Origin of the sequence: Flavobacterium gossypii (genome assembly GCF_014138495.1) — a bacterium.
Classification (GTDB): domain Bacteria; phylum Bacteroidota; class Bacteroidia; order Flavobacteriales; family Flavobacteriaceae; genus Flavobacterium; species Flavobacterium endophyticum.
Map to the genome: position 1 here is coordinate 540,302 of NZ_JACJIS010000002.1, position 20,357 is coordinate 560,658.

Consider the following 20,357-nt stretch of genomic DNA (forward strand, 5'->3'; position numbering starts at 1 on the left):
TTTGTCCTTGGGTTTCAAGGATCGCTTTTTTGGCCTGCAACAAGATTGGCATAAACTTGCCCAGCTTACCGAAACAAAAAAGCAGGCATTGGCCTGCTTGTATATCTATCTTTAAAAGAAGCACTTAATAATCCATCCAGAGCTTAAACAAAGGCGCCTTTGTGCGGCTTACGATCACATCCTCGCCAGCATTCTTGATCTTGAGTTTCAGCTTGCCATTAAAAAAATTATGCACCTGCTCCACGGCATTGACCTGCACGATATACTGGCGGTTCACCCTAAAGAAGTTCTTGGGCTCCAGTTCTTGTTCCAGCGTTTCCAACGTCTGCGGCACTACGGCTTTTTCGCCATTAAAGAAGATGGCATAGCTGATATTGAGGTGCGAATAAAAAAAGGCAATATCTTCTACATTGATCTTGCGGTAGGCATCGCGGTACGGCAGCAAGAAGCGCGTGCGGTATTCCTTCGGCTGCATCATGGCCAGCAGATCTTCGATAGAAGGAGACAACGACGATGGCGGTTGTAGGGAGTTTTCAAATTTGACCAGTGCCGCTTCCAGCTCGTCTTGGTCTATCGGCTTGAGCAGGTAGTCTACGCTGTTGTATTTGAAAGCCTTGACCGCATATTCATCATAGGCCGTCGTAAAGAGCACCGGACATTGGACATCAACTAGATTAAAGACTTCAAAGCTCAGGCCGTCGGCCAGCTGCACGTCCATCAAGATCAGGTCGGGACATTCGTTTGCAGAAAGCCAGTCCGCCGCCTTGGTCACGCTGCCGAGTACGCCAACGATCTCGACATCGGGCCTGATTTCGAGCAGCAGCCTTTTGATACGCTCCGCATTGAGCTTTTCATCTTCCAGGATCAGTATTTTTTGTACTAGCTTCATGTGATAAGAGGTACTTTTACGGTAAAGGTGTCATCCGTCTGCACTACAGAAGGCTTTCGGTCGCCCAGCAACGCATAGCGGTCGATAATGTTCTGCAGGCCGATGCCTGTAGACTCCATCTTTTTGACCAGCGGCAGCAGGGTGTTCGACACGACCAGCTCATCGTCGTCCGTAGAATAGATATGAATTTCTAGCGGATTTTCTTCTTCCGTACGGTTGTATTTCACGGCATTTTCGATAAACAGCTGCAGCGTTACAGGCGGCAGCATCATGCCGAGCTTGGAGTCATCGATAGCAATCGTAAAGACACACCCGCCTCCCATCCTATGGCGGATCAGGAACAGGTAGGCATCCAGAAATTTCAGCTCGTCAGCCAAAGAAATCAGCTTCTTTTTGGAGTTGACAAGCAGGTAGCGGTAGACTTTCGTAAAGTTCTCCGTATACTCATAGCCCAATTGCGGGTCTTTCAGCAACAGTTCCGAAAGCACGCTCAGGTTGTTAAAGACAAAGTGCGGATCGAGCTGCAGCTTCAGTGCCTGCAGTTCGATTTCAGAGGCCAGCTGCTTGTGCTGTGCCGCCTTGATCTCATATTCTGCGGCCTTTAGGGTAGCGGTCTTCCAATTGTACAATAAAAAGTAGCCCGTATTGAGGGTGCTTACCATCAGGGCCCACAGTATAATAGAGATAACGACATAGAGTCCTTCACGCAAGCCGACGGGCGAAGGCTGCGGATTAGCAACATTGCCAAATATCAGATACAGAGACGACAGGCAGACGATCGCAAACAGGGCCCCAAGAATCTGGAACAGCATCTGCACCAGCAGGCGCCTAAACGGATGCGCCATCCACGACATTCTTTTGTTTAGCTTTCGGTCTATAAAGAGGCTCAGTTCCACGATACCCACGCAAAACAGCAGGTTGACCAGCACGTCTTCGACCAGCTTGGAAGTGGGCATGGCGAACAAACGATTCCAATACGAAGTGGGAAAGATGATAAAGACGGTCACATACGAAACAACAAACGTAAAAGCGATCAGCAGCAGGCTCTTGAGTCTGCTCTTTTTGATAAGGCTTGTTTTTTCTTGAGTTTCCATACGATACATTTCAGGCAGCGCCTGATATTGGGCTATTAGTTGGTGGTTTCTGGTTTTTGTTACAAAGGTCAGAAGCCCAAAATAAAAATGCAATCGCTGCGAAACAGTAGCGTAGGTGATGTAGCGTATAGATAGGTATTATTCTGCTTCCCGCTTTAAGCCTTTGATATCTCTTAAAAAGATCTTCTTGCCTTTGAGCTCGATAAGCCCGCTCTTGTTAAAGTCAGACAGCAGGCGGATACAGCTTTCCGTAGCGGTGCCGATAAGGCTGCCGATTTCTTCACGCGTCAGCTGGGTCTTGAGGCTGCCGTCTTCCTGCGTACCAAACGTATCTTGCAGGTGCAGTAGCGTTTCGGCCAGGCGTTCGCGTACCGTCTTCTGCGCCATGTCTACCACATGATCGTCGGCCTCTTTGAGGTCGCCGCAGATAGCGCGCATCACGTTCATCGAAAAAGCATTGTTCTGGTTAAAGAGCGGCATGATATCGCTTTTGGGTATAAAGCAGACTTCCATGTCTTCTAGCGCCACGGCGCTTAGGTTGGCCGGCTCGTCGCTGATCATAGAACGCTGTCCGAGCAATTCTCCTTTAGACACCAGCTTGATGATCTGGTCCTTTCCGTTCGCGCTCAGCTTAGACAGCTTGCACACTCCGTCCTTGATGCAGAAGATGCCGTTTACGTTCTCGCCTTCCTCAAAAATAGGCTCCCCTTTTTTGATGATATACGACGATTTGCAGTCCGCTATCTTTAGCAGCTCCTCTTTGTTGAGGGCTTTCAGCGAACTGAATTCTCGAACGATGCATTGCTCACACTTGCTCATGGCGGAATGGAAATTAGTTTTGCAAAGATAGGCAAAAGCATGATAATTATCATAGTTTGCGCCTCAGGCATTTGCAACCTTTGCATCAGGTAAATGAGCAAATTATGGACACGCAAAGTTGTTTCCACTGCGGTCTGGAGGTCATACAAAAAGAAGAAATCGTTTTTGACGGCAAGTCGTTCTGCTGCAGGGGCTGCAAGACGGTCTATGAGATTTTCGCCGACAACGGACTTTCTTCGTACTATGACTTTGAAAGGACGCCCGGCGCTACGCCGCAGACCGTAAACGGAAGGTATGATTTTTTAGACAATGAAAAGATAGCCGAAAGGCTGCTGGAATTTCAAGAAGAAGGAACGAGCATCGTCTCCCTCTATATCCCCCACATCCACTGCAGTTCCTGCATCTGGATTCTCGAGAACTTGCATCGCCTCCACAAAGGCATCGGTACTTCGCAGGTCAATTTTTCAGAGAAAAAAGTACGCATTATTTTCAATCCGCAGGAAACGAATCTCAAGGACATCGTGCTGATGCTCTGCTCCATCGGCTACGAGCCTTACATATCGCTCGAAAATTACGAAAGCGGCAAGCAGGGTACCGACCGCAGTCTTATCTACAAGCTGGGCGTCGCCTTTTTCTGCTTCGGCAACATCATGCTGCTTTCGTTTCCCGAATACTTTGAGACCGAAGAGTTCTGGCTCGACCAGTACCGTGGTTTTTTCCGCTGGCTCATCTTTGCGCTCGCGCTGCCTTCTTTTCTCTATTCGGCCAGCGGCTATTACGTCTCGGCCTATAAGAGCATCCGCAACGGCATGTTCAATATCGACATTCCGATTGCGCTGGGCATCATCGTCATGTTCGTAAGGAGTACCGTAGACATCGTCTTCGGCTATGGGCAGGGTTTTTTCGACAGCCTTACTGCCTTGGTATTTTTTATGCTCGTGGGCAGGCTGTTCCAGCAGAAGACCTATAGCTTCCTTTCCTTTGAAAGGGATTTTAAGTCGTATTTCCCGATAGCCGTCACGCAGGTGAATGCGCAGCAGCAAGAAGTTTCCGTTCCTGTCTACGACATCCAGAAAGGCGACCGACTGCTGATTCGCAATCAGGAGCTCATTCCCGTAGACGGCATATTGATCAGCAGCGGCTGCCAGATCGACTATAGTTTTGTGACCGGAGAGGCCGACCCGATCCGCAAGGAATCAGGCGACAAGATCTATGCAGGAGGCCGACTGCTCGGGCAGCCTATAGAAATGGAAGTGCTCAGTTCCGTCTCTCAAAGCTACCTGACCCAGCTGTGGAGCAACGCTGTCTTTGAAAAGAAAAATACCCTACACCGCAGGAGCATCACCGATGCCATCAGCCGCTACTTCACGCCTGCCCTGCTGTTTATTGCCGTTGCGGGATTTGGCTACTGGATTTTTAGGGATGCCAACACGGCCTTTAATGTATTCACTGCGGTGCTGATTGTCGCCTGTCCGTGTGCCTTGGCACTGACGGCCCCTTTTACGATGGGCAATATCCTGCGTATCATGGGAAGGCAGAAGCTCTACTTGAAAAACGCGGGCGTCATCGAGCAGCTCGCCAAGACCGACATGATTGTCTTTGACAAGACGGGAACGATAACGACCAGCAAGGCATCGGATATTGCCTTTATGGGAACGTTGCCGTCGGCGACCGAACTGTCGTATATAAAAAACCTTCTCAGAGGTTCCAACCATCCGCTAAGCCGCAGGCTGTATGAGTTTCTGCCAGCCGCAGCATTGCGTACCGTGCACGGTTTTGAGGAAAGTACAGGAAAGGGTATCGAGGGTATTATTGACGGAAACTGCATCAAGCTGGGAGCGGCTTCGTATGTAGGATGTACCGAAGCTGCAAACACGGCACAGACGGCAGTGCACATTGCCATCAACAACGATTACAAGGGAAGCTATACTTTCGACAACCAATACCGCAAGGGCCTCGAACAGCTGTTCGACAGCCTGAGCCAGCGCTACGACCTAAAAATCCTATCGGGCGATAACGACGGCGAACGGGCACAGCTCGAAAAGATGCTGCCGCCAGGCACCGAACTGCTCTTTAACCAGAAGCCCGAACAGAAGCTGGAAGCCATCAAGAACTGGCAGGAACAGGGCCATAACGTAATGATGGTGGGCGACGGGCTTAATGATGCAGGTGCCTTGGCACAGAGCAGCGTAGGGATTTCCATCTCCGAAAACGTCAATGTGTTCTCTCCAGCCTGCGACGGCATACTTGATGCGACCGAGTTCACGCAGCTCGCCTATTTCCTGAAACTCTCTAAAAAAGCCTTGGCGACCATCAAGATGAGCTTTGTGCTGTCGCTGCTCTATAACGTCGTAGGACTGGGCTTTGCGGTGAGCGGCAGGCTGTCGCCTCTGGTAGCGGCCATCATCATGCCGCTGAGCACCGTGACCATCATCAGCTTTGTCACGCTGGCAAGCAATTATTACGCCCGAAAATTAAACCCTAAAAAAGGACGGGCATGATAAATATCATGTTTTTAGAACACCCGCCAAAGTAATTTTGTCACTATAAACTCAAGGTATGAGCGTCATCTATTTATTAATCTCCATCAGCATCGTCGTAGCCGTGTGCTTCTTTATCGCCTTTGTAAAAGCGGTACGGAACGGGCAGTATGACGACGACTATACGCCGTCAGTCCGGATGCTTTTTGACGATGAGATTGTCAAGAAAAAGCAGGAAGAAAAAGAAAAGAAAAAGGACACGGAAAATCCCCTCACCGACACGCCTATACCCTACAACACAAAATAGCAGCACAACAAATAACTAACCCTCTAATACTCTAATACATCTTAAATCACGCATGGAAGTACAACAGTTTTATTATGACAACAAGATCGTAAAGAAGTTTCTTTACGCGACCATCATCTGGGGTGCGGTAGGGATGCTCGTGGGGCTTTTGATTGCCTCCATGTACCTCTTCCCGAACCTGACAGAAGGCGTTTCGTGGCTGAGCTACGGAAGGCTCCGACCGCTGCATACCAATGCCGTTATCTTTGCTTTTGTAGGGAACGCCACGTTTGCGGGTATCTACTATTCGCTGCAGCGCCTGCTCAAGGCTAGGATGTTCAGCGACCTGCTGAGCAGCATCAACTTTTGGGCCTGGCAGTTTATCATTGTAGCCGCCGCTATTACGCTGCCGTTGGGCTATACCTCTTCTAAAGAATACGCCGAACTGGAATGGCCGATAGATATTGCTATTGCCGTAGTATGGGTGGTATTCGGGATCAACATGATCGGGACAATTATCAAGAGAAGAGAACGCCATCTCTATGTAGCCATCTGGTTCTATCTGGCCACTTTTGTGACCGTAGCCGTGCTGCACATCTTTAACAGCCTTGCCCTGCCCGTAGGCGCGCTAAAAAGCTACTCGGTCTATGCCGGAGTACAGGATGCGCTCGTACAGTGGTGGTACGGCCACAATGCCGTAGCTTTCTTCCTGACCACGCCGTTCTTGGGACTCATGTATTATTTTGTGCCCAAGGCCGCCAACCGTCCGGTCTATTCGTATAGGCTCTCTATCATCCACTTCTGGTCATTGATCTTTATCTATATCTGGGCGGGTCCCCATCACCTGCTCTATTCTGCCCTACCCGACTGGGCACAGAACCTGGGCGTCGTATTCTCTATCATGCTGATTGCTCCGTCATGGGGCGGTATGATCAACGGACTGCTGACCTTGAGAGGCGTATGGGACAAGGTGCGTACAGAACCGGTACTAAAATTCTTTGTCGTAGCCATCACAGGTTATGGTATGGCCACGTTTGAAGGACCGATGCTGTCGCTTAAAAATGTCAACGCTATTGCGCATTTTACGGACTGGATCGTGGCCCACGTACACGTTGGCGCCTTGGCTTGGAACGGATTCCTGACTTTCGGGATGATCTACTGGCTGATTCCGCGCATGGCAAAAACGTCCTTATATTCTAAAAAACTGGCCAACGTCCACTTCTGGATCGGTACGCTGGGCATCATCCTCTATACCCTGCCGATGTATGTGGCAGGCTTTGTACAGGCTTCGATGTGGAAACAGTTCAATCCAGACGGTTCTTTGGTCTACGGCAACTTCTTGGAAACCGTAAAACAGATCATGCCGATGTACTGGATGAGAGCCATAGGCGGTACGCTATTTATCATCGGACTCTTTGTGATGATCTACAACATCGTAAAGACCGTAAGACAAGGAAAAGCGATTGAAGACGAATTGGCCGAAGCGCCAGCCTTGCAGAAAATTACGAGCAAAAGGATGAAAGGCGAAAAGTTCCACCCATGGCTCGAAAGAAGGCCGATACAGCTGACCATCTTGGCGACCATTGCTATCTTGATAGGCGGTATCATACAGATCGTGCCGACCCTCATGGTCAAGTCGAACATCCCGACCATTGCTGCGGTCAAGCCGTACACGCCTTTAGAATTGGAAGGCCGCGACCTTTACATTCGCGAAGGCTGCGTGGGCTGCCACTCGCAGATGATCCGTCCGTTCCGTTCCGAAGTCGAGCGTTATGGCGAGTACTCTAAGTCGGGCGAATACGTCTACGACCATCCGTTCCTGTGGGGCTCTAAGAGAACGGGACCCGACCTGATGCGTATCGGAGGCAAATATTCCGACAACTGGCACTTTAACCACATGTGGGACCCAAGGAGCACTTCGGCCGGATCGATCATGCCGTCGTACAAATGGCTGTTCGACAACAAGCCGATGGACTATTCTGACATCCAGAAAAAGATGGAAGTGATGGTGCAATTGGGCGTTCCGTATACCAAAGAAGAAATTGCCAACGCGCAGGCCGCCATCAACAAGCAGGCGCAGGCTATCGAAAAGAACTTGTATACCGATCCCGATTTCAGGAAGAGCTACGAGGAAAGCCGCAAGGCTGCTGCTGCCAAGGGCGATCCGTTTATCCCGATGTACCAGAGAGAAATCGTGCCAATGATTGCCTACCTGCAGCGCATGGGAACCGATATCAAAGTCAAAGAAGCAACAACCAAAAACTAACGCCATGCTAAAGTTTATCAAGCACAATATGGAAACGATCTCGGGCATCGAGATCTATCCGATCATTTCGCTGCTCATCTTCTTCTTGTTCTTCGTTGTCCTATATGCTTGGACCTACACCTACAAGAAAGAAAAGATTGCAGAATTAAGCCATATTCCTTTCGAGAGCGAGAACGAAATCGATAACCTCAAAAACGACACGCCATGAAAAAAATATTTCCGGTATACCTGAGGGTGCCGATCATCTTCTTTGCCGTATTCTTGGCGATGGAATATTTTATTGACTCTGGCGACCAGCCTGCTTTCTTAAAATATCCGATGATTTCTGTATTTCTGGCCGTCTTCCTGTTCCTGCTGATTGCCATCGAAATGGTCGTGGCCGCGGTAGACAACGTGACCTACCACCTGCTCACCGAAGAACAGCGCAGGCAGCTCGAAGACGCCAAAGAAGTAAAGATTACGGATAGCAAGCTGTATAAAAAAATAAAAAAATGGCTGGTAAAAGACAGGCCGATTGAAGAAGAGGGCGAGCTGCTGCTGAGCCATGATTATGACGGCATCAAGGAGCTTGACAACGACTTGCCACCATGGTGGACCAAATTGTTCTATGCCTGTATCGTCTTTGCGTTTATCTATCTGGCCAAGTACCACATCTTCGGGCACGACGACCAGACCAAAGAATTCGAGACCGAAATGGCCGAAGCCAAGCTGGCCGTAGAAGAATATAAAAAGACCGCCAAAGACCTCATCGATGCCGAAACGGTAACGCTGCTGACGGATGCGGGCGATATTGCCGCAGGCAAGACAGTATTCCAAACCAACTGCATTGCCTGCCACCGACCGGATGCCGGAGGTGCCATAGGCCCTAACCTGACAGACGACCATTGGATTCTAGGCGGCGGCATCAAGAACGTCTTCCATACGATTACTGAAGGAGGTCGCGACGGCAAAGGAATGGTGGCTTGGAAAGGCACGCTAAAACCGTCTGAAATACAGCAGGTAGCAAGCTATGTATTGTCGTTGCAAGGCTCTAATCCCAAAGACCCTAAGCCTGCCGAGGGCGAGGTATGGGTAGACGAAAAGACACCTAAAGAAGCAGGCGCTAAAACGGAAGAAGCTAAAACGGTAGCCCAAAACTAGGGTGCCGAAAAAATAAAAAGTTATGCCAAAAATGCCGGATGAGTCCTTTCGCGATGCGATAGGAACCGTAGATGACAAAGGAAAGAGAATCTGGGTATTTCCAAAAATTCCTTCAGGAAAACTGTACGACAGGCGCAAGATCGTCAGCTATTTTCTATTGCTGTTCTTGTTTGCGGCTCCTTTCGTGAAGGTAAACGGCAACCAGTTCCTGCTGTTCAACGTGACAGAACGCAAGTTCAACATCTTCGGGTTTCCGTTCTGGCCGCAGGATTTCTACCTGTTCGTGATTTCGATGCTGGTGGGCGTCGTATTCGTGGCACTGTTTACAGTGGCCTTCGGAAGGATATTCTGTGGCTGGATCTGCCCGCAGACCATCTTTATGGAAATGGTCTTCCGCAGGATCGAGTTCTGGATTGACGGCGACCGCGGGGCGCAGCTGCGATTGGACAAGCAGCGCTGGGATAGCGAAAAAATCCGCAAGCGGGTTTTGAAATGGACGGTCTTTTTCGTCATTTCTTTCGGCATCGCCAACGTGTTCCTCGCCTACCTTATCGGCAGCGACGAGCTGTTCAGGCTGGTAAAAGAGCCCTTGGCCAACCACCTCAGCACTTTTATTGCCTTATTGATTTTTACAGGCGTCTTTTATTTTGTCTATGCCTGGTTCCGCGAGCAGGTCTGCATTATCGCCTGTCCTTATGGGAGGCTGCAGGGCGTGCTGTTGGACAACAAGTCGATTATCGTGGCCTATGACCACGTGCGAGGCGAAAAGGAAAAAGGCAGGGCCAAGATGGACAAAAGAGAAGACCGAACGCTTAGCGGCAAGGGCGACTGTATCGATTGCAGGCAGTGCGTAAACGTCTGCCCTACGGGTATCGACATCCGCAACGGAACGCAGCTGGAATGCATCAACTGCACGGCCTGTATCGACGAATGCGATGCCATTATGGAAAAGGTCAGCCTTCCGAAAGGACTCATCCGCTATGCCTCGGAAGACGAGATTACCAAAAACAAAACGTTTGAGTTTACGGCACGCATGAAAGGCTATACGGCGGTACTGTTCATCTTAACAGGCATCTTTATCGGACTGCTGTTCTTGAGAAATGACGTCGAGGCCACCATATTGCGGCTGCCCGGGCAATTGTTCGAGCATAAAGGCGAAAACATCAGCAATGTCTATACCTACAAGGTCGTGAACAAGACCGTAAACGATTTTGACGATATCCATTTTGAGCTGCTGCGTCCGAAAGGAACCATTACCACCGTAGGCAAGCCGCGGTTTAGGATTGCCAAGGAAGGCATGGCTCAGGGAACGCTGTTTGTAGAAATCAGTCCGGCTTTTCTGGAAGGCGACAAGACGCCTATCGAGATTGGCGTGTATAAAGGAAACCAGCTGATCGAGACCGAACGAACTAATTTTCTAGGCCCAAGAAGCTTTAATTAATACAACCGCTGCCGCCTGTCCTAAAGCAGGCCGGCGCATAAAAATAGGAATCATGAAGAAATTAAACTGGGGAACCGGAATCTTTATCGCTTTTGCACTGTTTATGTCGTTCATACTGTTCTTTGTCTTTCTCGTACAGTCAGACCACAAATACGACAACGAGCTGGTCATCGAAGACTATTACAAATACGAAACCGGACTGCAGGCACAGCTCGACAAAGAAGACAATGCCGCAAGATTACAGCACAAGGTAGCCTTGGAAGCGGGAGAAAATGGCATTACCATACGTTTCCCTCAAGGCTTCGATTATAAAAATATTACAGGAAAAGTGTCCCTCTACAGGCCGTCCAGCCAGAAATTAGACTTTGCCATTCCGATCGCACTGTCTTCTTCTAATTTGCTCATACCTAAAAGTGATTTGGCTGGCGGCCGCTGGGACATTATTATCGACTGGAAGTATGAGGGCACCGGCTACCTCAACAAAGAACAGCTTACGCTAGACTAGACTCAAATGATATACTCTGCTTTTTTCTTCGGGCTTATTTCCAGCCTCCACTGCGTGGGAATGTGCGGTCCTATTGCCATGATGCTGCCGCTTGACCGCAGCAGCCAGGCTAAAAAGACGGCCCAGCTCCTGCTCTATCATTCGGGAAGGCTCACGGCCTACAGCAGCCTCGGGTTGGTTTTTGGGCTGCTGGGAAAAGGCTTTTACTTGGCTGGAATGCAGCAGCAGCTGTCGGTAATTGTTGGTGTTTTTATGATACTGATTGCTGTCATTCCAGAAAAGGTTTTTATGCGGTATAACTTTTCACGGCCCGTCTATAGCGTCATTTCTAAAGTAAAATCGCGACTGGGAAGGCAGTTCAAGAAAAAAAGCAGCAGCGCCTTGTTTTTGATCGGCCTGCTTAATGGGTTCCTGCCCTGCGGACTGGTCTATGCGGCCTTGTTCGGCGCGCTGGCCATGCAGCATGCTCCTTTGGGCATTGCCTATATGGCTTTGTATGGCTTGGGAACCATTCCTATGCTGAGCGCGGCGGCGTATGCCGGCCGTTTTTTAAGCACCAGCTTCAGGACAAAACTACAGAAGGTCATTCCGATCACCACAATCCTTATCGGAACGTTGTTTATCCTCCGCGGTATGGGTTTGGATATTATGTATGTGTCTCCGGGAAATATGAGTTTGTTTGTGAAGGGGATGCCGGATTGTGGGTAGAGGTACTGAGGTGCTAAGGTGCTGAGGTACTAAGGTTTTTAGGAAGGTACTGAGGTTCTAAGGCACTAAGGCGCTGAGGTTTGTTTTGTTCTTGCAATAATGAGAGACTACTATAGTTAGTTTTGTTTATTTCTTATTTCCACAAATGCTAATCGCCTACAACTGCCAAAACCTTAGAACCTCAGTACCTTAGCCTCTTAGCCCTTTTCTCAAATAACCATCGAAAACAACTGCGTTTCTGGTACGCTGCGCTGCAATCGAACATCAAATGCCATGCAGGTGTTTCTTAGGAAAGGCTTGCCAATTTCGGTAATGGTAAGTTTGCCTTCTTCAATCAGGAGCAGGCCATCGTCTTGCATTTCGGATAGTTTTTCAAGTACTGCTGGCAGTTCTGGAAAAGATTCTTCCGGACGGCTCCACGTTGTTTCAAAACGGCACATCAAATTCAGTATGTGCTGTCGGATAATCAAGTCTTCTTTGGTAAGGATATGCCCGCGGTTGACGGGTACCTGGTTCCATTCCAGCAACTGGTAATAATCATCCAGGTCTTTTACGTTCTGGGCAAAGCCGTACCAGCTGTCGCTGATGGATGATACGCCCAATCCGATCATGAGCTGCGTCTTGGAATGGCTGTAGCCCATAAAATTGCGGTGGAGCTTTCCTGCTGCAGAAGCTTTATACAGCGAATCGGTCGCAAGAGCGAAATGGTCCATGCCAATTTCGTGGTAGCCGTTGGAATGCAGTAGCGCCTTGCCGATTTCGTAGAGCTTGCGTTTTTCGTCGTCTTTCGGAATGTCTTCGTCTTTATAGCCGCGCTGTCCGTTGCCTTTGATCCAAGGCGTATGAGCATAGCTGTAAAAGGCCAATCGGTCGGGCTTGAGGGAACGGGTCTTTTCGATAGTATCGACCACATCTTCAATCGTCTGGAACGGCAATCCGAAGACCAAGTCATGTCCTACAGAGGTATAGCCTATTTCTTTCGCCCAAAGCGTTACCTTGGCTACATTCTGGAACGGCTGGATGCGGTGGATGGCTTTCTGCACGGTTTCGGAATAATCCTGAACGCCAAAGCTTACCCTGCGGAATCCGAGGTCGTAGAGCTTCTGGAGGTGCTCTTTGGTGGTATTGTTGGGATGTCCTTCAAAGCTGAATTCGAAATCCTTCGCCTTAGTGGCGGTCTTGAGTATGCCATTGATGAGGTCTTCCAGATGCTTTACGGCAAAAAAGGTAGGCGTGCCGCCGCCGAGGTGTATCTCTTTGATCACAGGCTTCTCCTCCATTTCATGGCAATAGAGCTGCCATTCTTTTAGGACGGCTTCGAGATACGGCTGTTCGACAGTATGGTTCTTGGTAATGCGTTTGGTACAGCCGCAGAATGTGCAGAGGCTCTCGCAGAACGGCAAGTGGATATAGATGCTGATGCCTTCGGAAGCATTGCTTTCGCGAAAGGATTTCTTAAAGGATTGCATCCACGATTCATAACTGAAATTGCTACTGTCCCAATAGGGCACGGTCGGATAGCTTGTGTACCTAGGACCAGGAACATTGTATTTTTGGACAAGGGAATGGCTTGGCATGATCGGTAATTTTATGCCAAAGCTACTTCCCTTACCATTTTTAAAGAATGATAATTGTCATGTTCGTTAATTTTAACAGCATGGTTCTGAATTGGATATCTTAATTCAGAAAGTTCTTCCGGTATTCATTCGGACTCATGCCGACTTCTTTCTTGAAAAGCCTCGAAAAATACGGTGGGTTGTCAAAACCAAGCGCATAGGCCGTTTCAGAAACCGAGTTTTCAGAGCCTTGCAGCAGGTTCTTGGCTTCGGAAATCAGGAAGATATGAATCAGTTCCATGGCTGTCTTGCCGGTTTCCTGTTTCAGCAAATCGCTGAGGTAGCGCGGCGAAAGGTTAAATAAGGCAGCGAGCGACTTTACGGTCGGCAGTCCTTTTTCAAGAAGCTTTCCGTTTTCCAGATACGAAGACAGGAAGTCATTAAACTTAGATACGGTCTTGCCAGACAGCTCTGTCCTGTTAATGAACTGTCTTTTGTAGAAACGCTGCGAGTATTTTAGGATAGAATCGATATGCGCAATGATAATCTCGCGGCTGTATTCGTCTTGGTTGTTATAGTATTCCTGATCGATCTTGCTGTAAAGATCCCAGATAATCTGCTCTTCGCGGGCCGAAAGATGCAACGCCTCGTTGGCCTCGTAATCAAAATAGCCGTATTTCTTTATTTCGGAATGAAGATGGAAGCCGTTCAGGTAATCTTCGTGGATCCAGATGATAAAGCCTTTTTCTTCGAGTTCTACATTGTTGATTTCTATTACCTGTCGCGGCTTTACGAACATCATCGAGCCGTCGTCATGGTCGTATTTCGTCCTGCCATAGAGCACATAACCCGACTTGATCTTCTTGAAGGCAATCATGTAAAAATCGGTAGTAAATTCGCTCTGCCCTATCGAGCATTCCGCTAGTTTTTCGCACACGACCAAGCTCACCAGAGGATTTTCTGGAGGCGGATAGCCAACGGCGCGGTGCAGTTCGCTTATGGTTTTGTAATGTTTCATAAAAAAGGAGAAGAACCACGCTTTTGAAGGCGCAGTTCTTTTTAAAAATTAGGTACGTAAATATACTAAAAAAGCAGTTTATTTTCCATGTGCTTTTGCAGACACGTCTTTCCATTCTTCCCATTCTGAAAGGCGCTGTGCATATACTTCTTTTACCCAAGGCAAGGCTACCTTACCAAGGAACAAGCGCAATGGCGGATTGGCGGCATCGACCAGTTTTAGGATGGCTTCGGCAGTGGCTTCTGGATTACCGAAGGAATCCGTATCGGCCAGTCCTGCATGGAAGGCAGCCCTCACATTGTCATAAGCCGTTATGGTTTCTGATTGGATAGCAGAAGGCCCAGCCCAGTCGGTAGAGAATCCGTTTGGCTCTACTAAAGTAACTTTAATGCCGAACTCTTTCACCTCTGTAGCAAGCGTTTCGCTTATCGCCTCAACGGCAAATTTGGAAGCATTGTAGATGCCTAAAGTCGGCAGGGTAGCAACGCCCAATACGCTAGACAGTTGGATGATATGCCCGTGGCCTTGTGCTCTCAAGATTGGAAGCGCCGCTTGGGTAATCCATAACAATCCAAATACGTTCGTTTCGATTTGGTCTCTGACTTCTTTTTCAGAGTTTTCTTCAATGGTTCCGAACAGCCCGTAACCCGCATTGTTGATAATGACATCCAGCTTTCCGAAATATTCTTTGGCTTGGTTGATTGCGGCAAAGCTCTGCTCGCGATTGGTTACGTCCAATTGTATCGGCAGGATCGCTTCGCCGTATTGTGCTTTTAAATCGTTGAGCGAGTCTGTGTTTCTCGCTGTTGCAGCAACTTTGTCGCCGCGTTTTAGAAAGGCTTCTGCCCATATCTTCCCAAATCCGCGGGAAGCACCTGTAATAAATATGACTTTTGACATCAGTAAATGTATTAGATTAATAACAGGACAAAGTTAGGACAGCAATACTGGGAGGATTTATACAAAAAGCGGTAAAGCATATACATTTTGTCATAGAGCTAACGGTGAGCCGTACAGCAAAGCGATATTGAGCCGTACAGCAAAACAGGGCGTATGGCTATAGCTGAACTTTGCGGTATCAATAATCAGACACATAATTTTAATACTATGAAAACAATTGACAGCATCTACATCAACGGCGAGTTTGTGAAACCGCAAGGAAACCAAGTCTTTGACCTTATCAGTCCGACAACGAATAAACAGATCGGACAGGTCGTTTTAGGAAACGAGCACGATGCCCGAACTGCCATTGCTGCAGCCAAGGAAGCCTTCAAGACTTTTTCTCAAACAACAAAGGCAGAACGTATCGAATACTTGAAACGAATGCACAAAGCGGTATCCAGACGAAAAGACGAGCTTGTTGACGTGATGGTAGAAGAATATGGCGGGACTTTGCAGTTCTGCAGGATGAGCATGGAATTTACGCTCAGCGGATTTACTGCTGCTATAGCTACTTTAGAAAAATTCGACTTTACAAAGAAGATGGGCTTTTCGGAAGTACAATTGACACCGCTAGGCGTCGTTGGCATCATCATTCCGTGGAATGCCAGCAATGGCTTTATTGCCGGAAAGCTGGCTACTGCTGTGGCAGCAGGCTGTACCGCTGTCATCAAACCTAGCGAAATGAGCGCCATGCAGACGCAGATTATGGCCGAATGCCTGCACGAAGCCGGATTGCCTGCGGGCGTCTTTAATATCGTAAACGGACTGGGTGAAACCGTAGGTGCCGAAATCAGCACGCATCCTGACGTTGCCAAAATCTCGTTTACCGGATCGAGCACCGTAGGAAAGATTATTGCCCGCGAGGCTTCGGCTACCCTGAAACGCTATACTTTGGAACTCGGAGGCAAGTCGCCAAACATTCTTCTAGAGGATGCTGATTTTTCTAAAGCGATTCCAACCGCCATCGCAGCTGCCTTTATGAACAGCGGACAGGCTTGTGTTGCCGCAACGCGCCTTTTGGTTCCGGAAAGCCGACTCGAAGAGGCCAAAGAATTGATACAAACGATGCTTCCGCTGTTTCCTGTAGGCGATCCGAAAGAAGAAACAACAGCTATAGGGCCGATGGTTAGCCAAAAGCAGTACGAGAGAGTGCAGGGCTATATCAAATTAGGGATTGAAGAAGGTGCTTCTGTCCTTACCGGCGGGCTCGGACATCCGGAAGGCCTTGAAAACGGAAACTTTGTAAAGCCAACGGTTTTTTATAATGTAGACAACAAGATGCGTATTGCTCAGGAAGAAATCTTCGGTCCGGTACTTTCTATCATCACCTACAAAGACGAAGCGGAAGCTGTCGAGATTGCTAATGACACCATCTACGGATTGCAGGCGTATGTGAGTTCTGTCGATACAGAAAGAGCGCGAGGCGTTGCCTCACAGATCAATGCCGGACGTGTATTGGTCAACGGCTTGAACCATGATCCTGAAGCGCCCTTTGGAGGCTTCAAGCAATCGGGTATCGGACGAGAATTCGGCATCTACGGACTGGAAGCCTATCTGGAACCAAAAGCCTTGATCGGATAAACTGCACAACAACAGCTTCGGAAATACGGTTAAAAAACAGCGGTATTTCTGAAGCTATTTTTTTAACTTTACCATCATGACAGCATCAAAAGACGATAAAACTCCGCAGGTATTGTATTCTTGTTACTACCAGCGTACAAGAGAAGGAGAACATTTTATTCCCGAGCACGTTTTCAGCTACCAGATATCGGGAACGATGACGGCATGGGATGCGAAGAATACGTATCATTCTAAAGAAGGCGATTTCCGTTTGAGCGTACGCAACCGATTGGCCAAATTCGCGAAACAGCCGCCAGAAAACGGAGAGTTTAAGGTTATTTCCTTGTTTCTGGATCAAGAGACGTTACAGGAAATCAGCCGAGAAATCAACTATACGGCAAAAAAGACGACCCTAGATATAACGGCAATTCCTATTGCTTCGAATCCGCTGTATTTAAGTTTTATGGAATCGCTCCTCGCCTACTTGCAATTGCCGCAGGAAAACAATCAGGAACTCTTAAGGCTGAAAATAAAAGAGGCGGTTTATCTGCTTATCAAGATCAATCCAGAACTGAAAGACATCTTGTTTGATTTCAGCGAGCCTGGAAAGATCGACTTGGAGGCTTTTATGAACAAGAACTTTCACTTTAACGTGCATCTCAAACGGTTTGCTTACCTCACGGGACGCAGCTTGGCCACATTCAAAAGGGATTTCCAGAAAATATTCCAAGATACGCCGAGCCATTGGCTACAACAGCGACGATTGCAGGAAGCATATTATTTGATCAGTAATAAAGCCAAGACGCCGTCGGAAGTTTATATTGATGTCGGCTTTGAAGACTTGTCGCATTTTTCGTTTGCGTTTAAGAAAAAGTATGGGGTATCGCCTTCGAAGGTGTAGTGAATCACTATTCTTTTTTTCTTGATAAATTGCCTATTTTTATCAGAAATAAGCATACTATGCTAGAAAAATTAAAAGAAGCTGTAGATTCCGTACTGCGGTTTACAGCTGAAGAATGGGAAGCCTATACGCACAGGATCGAGATAAAACATTTCAAAAAAGGCGACGTATTGTGCGACGTGGGACAGGTGGAGAATTATATCTATTTTCTTAACTCCGGCGCAACACGCAATTTTTTTATCAAGGACGGAAAAGAACTGACCGTCGATTTTAGACTGGAAGGAACATTTGTCGCCGCTTATTATTCCTTTCTTTCCCGAAAACCTTCGCCTATTCGGATTGAGGCCATAACTGATATTGAAGCCTGCTGCATTCCGCACAGTTCCTTATACTTATTCTACAAAAAGCACAAGAACGGAGAAAAGCTCGGCCGACTGATGGCCGAAATCCAATATATGAAACGACTTGAAAGGGAAATCGAGATCCTGTCGATGACCGCCGAAGAGCGTTATGCTTTGCTTTTGAAACAAAATCCTGCGCTCGTAAGCGCCATATCTGTCAAGCACTTGTCGTCGTATCTGGGTATCCATCCCGAAAGCTTGAGCCGCATCCGAAAACAGGTAGCTGCGAAACTGACATAGGTCATTTTTTTTGGTTCTTGCGATGGCTAGATTTGTAATCGCTTGGTATAAAAAGCATCAGGCTATAGAGTATGGAAAAAACAACTGCAACCCTAGCGGCACGATTGACCGCACTCCTGCAACAGCAACAATTTGTGGAAGCTTACGAAGAACTATTTGACGAGAATGCCGTAAGCATCGACCCTATGTACCAGCTGGACCTGAAAGGGCTTTCTGGTTTGATCGAAAGAGAAAAGCTATTTTTGTCAAGAGCCGAAATTAAAAAGATCCGTCTGTCTGAACCTATACTTGCTGGGAATTATTTCAGCGTTTCCCTCTCGATGAATTTCAGCGTTGCGGGACAAGACAAGACGATTTCAGAATTGTGCGTCTACAAAGTAGAAAACAGTAAAATCATAAGCCAGCAATTCTTTATTTCGGGATTATAAATCCTACAATCTCAACCCTTCAATTATATGGAAAAAATACTAGCCTCAAAGGCAAAAATACGCTTTCAGGACTGCGATCCGTTCAACCACCTGAACAATTCAAAATACCTTGACTATTTTATCAATGCCCGCGAAGACCAAGTCAAGGAAAACTATAATCTTGACATATTTGAGATGATCAAGACCGAAAAGATCGGCTGGGTTGTGGCGACCAACCAGATTGCGTATCTGCAGCCTGCTTTTACGATGGAAACAGTAACTATCAAATCGCAGCTGATTCAGTTTTCGGAGAAATCGCTTTTGGTCGAAATGACGATGTGGGATGAATCTGCGGCCAAATTAAAAGCAGTGTCTTGGTCTAAGTTTATCCACGTAGATATCCGTACGCAGTCTTCGATGAAGCATTCTGAAAAGCTGATGGAATTGTTCCAATCGATTGTAGTTCCTTCGGGACAGCATTATTTTGAAGAACGATGCAAAGAGCTGATGGCAACGTTAAAGTAGCAGTATTTTATAAAAATAATCCGCTATACAACTAAAATACAAAAGATTAAAGATTTGCTAAAGTGATTGGATTGTCGTTTTTGTTGTGCTAAATTAGTGAGGACATAACCTTAAAACACACAACCATGAAAACGAAAATTGCTTTTGCCGCATTATTGCTAGGTTTGGCAGTATCGGCTAATGCCCAGAAAAAAATAGAAACGACAGAACTGCCAAAAGCAGCACAGGAATTCTTGCAAAAACATTTCAGCCATACATCGATTGAAGTCGCCAAGAAAGATGCAGAACACGGTGAAAAGGGCTATGAAGTCAAGCTTAAAGACGGTACAGAAGTAGAATTCTGGAAAGACGGTTCGTATCGCGAAGTCGATGGAGGGAAAAATCCGATTCCTACTGCATTTATTCCAGATTCAATAAAAGACTATGTGTCGAAAAACTATCCAAACGAAAAGATTACGCATATCGATTACGGCCATAAGGATTTGGATGTGGATCTGACGAATGGTATTGACTTGGAATTTACTAAAGAAGGAAAATTTTTGAAAGCGGATTAATTTAGATCCTGATACTTAAAAGCAAAAAAGCCTCTAAATAGATAGAGGCTTTTTTTTATAAAAACTAGATATTATTACCAATCAGCCGTATAAGCTGAGGCCATTGGAGATAGTTTTCTTTTTGCATAGACTCTGACCGAATTAGGATCTTTCATCGATTTTTCAAACAGACTATCGCCTTTTATTTCAATAATACGAGTAATGATGTCGTAATTTGGTTTTAGTCCATAGCTTTTGATCGCAAACAAGTCTACTTTACGCGTACCTTCTTTTTGATACAAAACTCCCCTACTCCCATCGTATTCTGGATTGATATTTCTTTCCTGCTGAGCAGCATTGAAATCTTTTTCCAGTATAAAAAAATTCACGCAACCATTTTCATAAAATCTATAGTAGCCTACTTGCATCTGAGTATTGTAGTTTTTCTGCTTTCCTAAAGGAATGAAATTGTCTTTCTGAGACAGATAACCATAGATTTCTTCATAAATAACATCGGTTTCGATTCCTTTTAATATGTCGGAATTAAAAAGACCTCGGTTGCCGAAGACTTGATTGTCTGTCGGCACCCTTGTCTTATTATTATCCAAGTATCTTGTCTTTACATTACAGGAAAACAATCCTAACA

General features: G+C 47.1%; 21 protein-coding genes. 14 read left to right on the forward strand and 7 right to left on the reverse strand.

Annotated features, from left to right (window positions below; translation table 11 throughout):
* Positions 1 to 124: 124 nt before the first annotated feature.
* The 3 genes from GGR22_RS12320 to GGR22_RS12330 all read right to left on the reverse strand — a co-directional run bounded on the left by GGR22_RS12320 (position 125) and on the right by GGR22_RS12330 (position 2,802).
* Positions 125 to 889, reverse strand: a complete 765-nt coding sequence (locus GGR22_RS12320) for a LytR/AlgR family response regulator transcription factor (protein WP_182493909.1) — start codon at positions 887 to 889, stop codon at positions 125 to 127.
* On the reverse strand, positions 886 to 1,983 hold the full coding sequence (locus tag GGR22_RS12325) for a sensor histidine kinase (RefSeq protein ID WP_182493910.1): 1,098 nt from the start codon (positions 1,981 to 1,983) through the stop codon (positions 886 to 888). Before GGR22_RS12325 ends, GGR22_RS12320 begins: the two co-directional genes overlap by 4 nt.
* 138 nt (positions 1,984 to 2,121) lie before the next feature.
* Positions 2,122 to 2,802 (reverse strand): Crp/Fnr family transcriptional regulator, encoded by a 681-nt coding sequence (locus GGR22_RS12330; RefSeq protein ID WP_182493911.1) that lies wholly within the window; start codon positions 2,800 to 2,802, stop codon positions 2,122 to 2,124.
* A gap of 104 nt (positions 2,803 to 2,906) precedes the next feature.
* Between GGR22_RS12330 and GGR22_RS12335 the strand changes: the two genes are divergently transcribed.
* From GGR22_RS12335 to GGR22_RS12370, 8 genes are read left to right on the forward strand one after another with little or no spacing between them, the layout of a single operon-like run.
* Entirely contained in the window at positions 2,907 to 5,303 is a 2,397-nt protein-coding gene (locus GGR22_RS12335; protein ID WP_182493912.1) for a heavy metal translocating P-type ATPase, read from the forward strand.
* A 58-nt stretch (positions 5,304 to 5,361) separates the two neighbouring features.
* On the forward strand, positions 5,362 to 5,589 hold the full coding sequence (gene ccoS / locus GGR22_RS12340; protein WP_182493913.1) for a cbb3-type cytochrome oxidase assembly protein CcoS: 228 nt from the start codon (positions 5,362 to 5,364) through the stop codon (positions 5,587 to 5,589).
* 52 nt (positions 5,590 to 5,641) lie between these two features.
* Entirely contained in the window at positions 5,642 to 7,834 is a 2,193-nt protein-coding gene (ccoN, locus tag GGR22_RS12345) for a cytochrome-c oxidase, cbb3-type subunit I (protein ID WP_182493914.1), read from the forward strand.
* Between the two features lie 4 nt (positions 7,835 to 7,838).
* The gene (locus tag GGR22_RS12350; RefSeq protein ID WP_182493915.1) at positions 7,839 to 8,042 is read left to right on the forward strand and encodes a CcoQ/FixQ family Cbb3-type cytochrome c oxidase assembly chaperone; all 204 of its coding nucleotides are present in this window, start codon (positions 7,839 to 7,841) and stop codon (positions 8,040 to 8,042) included.
* The gene (locus GGR22_RS12355; RefSeq protein ID WP_182493916.1) at positions 8,039 to 8,974 is read left to right on the forward strand and encodes a cbb3-type cytochrome c oxidase N-terminal domain-containing protein; all 936 of its coding nucleotides are present in this window, start codon (positions 8,039 to 8,041) and stop codon (positions 8,972 to 8,974) included. Before GGR22_RS12350 ends, GGR22_RS12355 begins: the two co-directional genes overlap by 4 nt.
* A 22-nt stretch (positions 8,975 to 8,996) precedes the next feature.
* Positions 8,997 to 10,415, forward strand: coding sequence for a cytochrome c oxidase accessory protein CcoG (ccoG, locus tag GGR22_RS12360; RefSeq protein WP_182493917.1), 1,419 nt, complete (start codon positions 8,997 to 8,999; stop codon positions 10,413 to 10,415).
* A gap of 52 nt (positions 10,416 to 10,467) precedes the next feature.
* On the forward strand, positions 10,468 to 10,920 hold the full coding sequence (locus GGR22_RS12365; protein ID WP_182493918.1) for a FixH family protein: 453 nt from the start codon (positions 10,468 to 10,470) through the stop codon (positions 10,918 to 10,920).
* 6 nt (positions 10,921 to 10,926) lie between these two features.
* A complete protein-coding gene (locus tag GGR22_RS12370) occupies positions 10,927 to 11,628 on the forward strand; it encodes a sulfite exporter TauE/SafE family protein (RefSeq protein WP_182493919.1) in 702 nt (233 codons plus the stop codon).
* Positions 11,629 to 11,837: 209 nt separating this feature from the next.
* On the opposite strand, the gene hemN is transcribed toward GGR22_RS12370, so the two are convergent.
* The 3 genes from hemN to GGR22_RS12385 all read right to left on the reverse strand — a co-directional run bounded on the left by hemN (position 11,838) and on the right by GGR22_RS12385 (position 15,102).
* On the reverse strand, positions 11,838 to 13,205 hold the full coding sequence (hemN, locus tag GGR22_RS12375; RefSeq protein ID WP_182493920.1) for an oxygen-independent coproporphyrinogen III oxidase: 1,368 nt from the start codon (positions 13,203 to 13,205) through the stop codon (positions 11,838 to 11,840).
* A 100-nt stretch (positions 13,206 to 13,305) separates the two neighbouring features.
* Positions 13,306 to 14,202, reverse strand: coding sequence for a helix-turn-helix domain-containing protein (locus GGR22_RS12380; protein ID WP_182493921.1), 897 nt, complete (start codon positions 14,200 to 14,202; stop codon positions 13,306 to 13,308).
* A 78-nt stretch (positions 14,203 to 14,280) separates the two neighbouring features.
* A complete protein-coding gene (locus GGR22_RS12385; RefSeq protein WP_182493922.1) occupies positions 14,281 to 15,102 on the reverse strand; it encodes an SDR family NAD(P)-dependent oxidoreductase in 822 nt (273 codons plus the stop codon).
* A gap of 207 nt (positions 15,103 to 15,309) precedes the next feature.
* On the opposite strand from GGR22_RS12385, the gene GGR22_RS12390 reads away from it, so the two are divergent.
* From GGR22_RS12390 to GGR22_RS12415, 6 genes are all read left to right on the forward strand, one after another.
* Positions 15,310 to 16,725, forward strand: coding sequence for an aldehyde dehydrogenase family protein (locus GGR22_RS12390; RefSeq protein WP_182493923.1), 1,416 nt, complete (start codon positions 15,310 to 15,312; stop codon positions 16,723 to 16,725).
* A 76-nt stretch (positions 16,726 to 16,801) separates the two neighbouring features.
* A complete protein-coding gene (locus GGR22_RS12395; RefSeq protein WP_182493924.1) occupies positions 16,802 to 17,605 on the forward strand; it encodes a helix-turn-helix domain-containing protein in 804 nt (267 codons plus the stop codon).
* A 59-nt stretch (positions 17,606 to 17,664) separates the two neighbouring features.
* Entirely contained in the window at positions 17,665 to 18,246 is a 582-nt protein-coding gene (locus GGR22_RS12400; RefSeq protein ID WP_182493925.1) for a Crp/Fnr family transcriptional regulator, read from the forward strand.
* A 71-nt stretch (positions 18,247 to 18,317) separates the two neighbouring features.
* Entirely contained in the window at positions 18,318 to 18,674 is a 357-nt protein-coding gene (locus tag GGR22_RS12405; RefSeq protein WP_182493926.1) for a SnoaL-like domain-containing protein, read from the forward strand.
* A gap of 27 nt (positions 18,675 to 18,701) precedes the next feature.
* Entirely contained in the window at positions 18,702 to 19,178 is a 477-nt protein-coding gene (locus tag GGR22_RS12410) for an acyl-CoA thioesterase (protein ID WP_182493927.1), read from the forward strand.
* A gap of 125 nt (positions 19,179 to 19,303) precedes the next feature.
* A complete protein-coding gene (locus tag GGR22_RS12415; protein ID WP_182493928.1) occupies positions 19,304 to 19,732 on the forward strand; it encodes a PepSY-like domain-containing protein in 429 nt (142 codons plus the stop codon).
* Between the two features lie 74 nt (positions 19,733 to 19,806).
* Here GGR22_RS12415 and GGR22_RS12420 read toward each other — a convergent pair whose 3' ends face one another.
* Complete coding sequence (locus tag GGR22_RS12420; protein ID WP_182493929.1) at positions 19,807 to 20,319, reverse strand: hypothetical protein; 513 nt, start codon at positions 20,317 to 20,319, stop codon at positions 19,807 to 19,809.
* Positions 20,320 to 20,357: the final 38 nt, after the last annotated feature.

Coding starts and splice junctions, on each gene's coding strand:
- GGR22_RS12410 (WP_182493927.1), top strand. CDS start 18,702: ATGGAAAAAATACTAGCCTCAAAGGCAAAAATACGCTTTCAGGACTGC.
- ccoN (WP_182493914.1), top strand. CDS start 5,642: ATGGAAGTACAACAGTTTTATTATGACAACAAGATCGTAAAGAAGTTT.
- GGR22_RS12350 (WP_182493915.1), top strand. CDS start 7,839: ATGCTAAAGTTTATCAAGCACAATATGGAAACGATCTCGGGCATCGAG.
- ccoS (WP_182493913.1), top strand. CDS start 5,362: ATGAGCGTCATCTATTTATTAATCTCCATCAGCATCGTCGTAGCCGTG.
- GGR22_RS12365 (WP_182493918.1), top strand. CDS start 10,468: ATGAAGAAATTAAACTGGGGAACCGGAATCTTTATCGCTTTTGCACTG.
- GGR22_RS12330 (WP_182493911.1), bottom strand. CDS start 2,802: ATGAGCAAGTGTGAGCAATGCATCGTTCGAGAATTCAGTTCGCTGAAA.
- GGR22_RS12385 (WP_182493922.1), bottom strand. CDS start 15,102: ATGTCAAAAGTCATATTTATTACAGGTGCTTCCCGCGGATTTGGGAAG.
- GGR22_RS12405 (WP_182493926.1), top strand. CDS start 18,318: ATGGAAAAAACAACTGCAACCCTAGCGGCACGATTGACCGCACTCCTG.
- GGR22_RS12390 (WP_182493923.1), top strand. CDS start 15,310: ATGAAAACAATTGACAGCATCTACATCAACGGCGAGTTTGTGAAACCG.
- GGR22_RS12395 (WP_182493924.1), top strand. CDS start 16,802: ATGACAGCATCAAAAGACGATAAAACTCCGCAGGTATTGTATTCTTGT.
- GGR22_RS12335 (WP_182493912.1), top strand. CDS start 2,907: ATGGACACGCAAAGTTGTTTCCACTGCGGTCTGGAGGTCATACAAAAA.
- GGR22_RS12370 (WP_182493919.1), top strand. CDS start 10,927: ATGATATACTCTGCTTTTTTCTTCGGGCTTATTTCCAGCCTCCACTGC.
- GGR22_RS12400 (WP_182493925.1), top strand. CDS start 17,665: ATGCTAGAAAAATTAAAAGAAGCTGTAGATTCCGTACTGCGGTTTACA.
- GGR22_RS12320 (WP_182493909.1), bottom strand. CDS start 889: ATGAAGCTAGTACAAAAAATACTGATCCTGGAAGATGAAAAGCTCAAT.
- GGR22_RS12415 (WP_182493928.1), top strand. CDS start 19,304: ATGAAAACGAAAATTGCTTTTGCCGCATTATTGCTAGGTTTGGCAGTA.
- GGR22_RS12355 (WP_182493916.1), top strand. CDS start 8,039: ATGAAAAAAATATTTCCGGTATACCTGAGGGTGCCGATCATCTTCTTT.
- ccoG (WP_182493917.1), top strand. CDS start 8,997: ATGCCAAAAATGCCGGATGAGTCCTTTCGCGATGCGATAGGAACCGTA.
- hemN (WP_182493920.1), bottom strand. CDS start 13,205: ATGCCAAGCCATTCCCTTGTCCAAAAATACAATGTTCCTGGTCCTAGG.
- GGR22_RS12325 (WP_182493910.1), bottom strand. CDS start 1,983: ATGGAAACTCAAGAAAAAACAAGCCTTATCAAAAAGAGCAGACTCAAG.
- GGR22_RS12380 (WP_182493921.1), bottom strand. CDS start 14,202: ATGAAACATTACAAAACCATAAGCGAACTGCACCGCGCCGTTGGCTAT.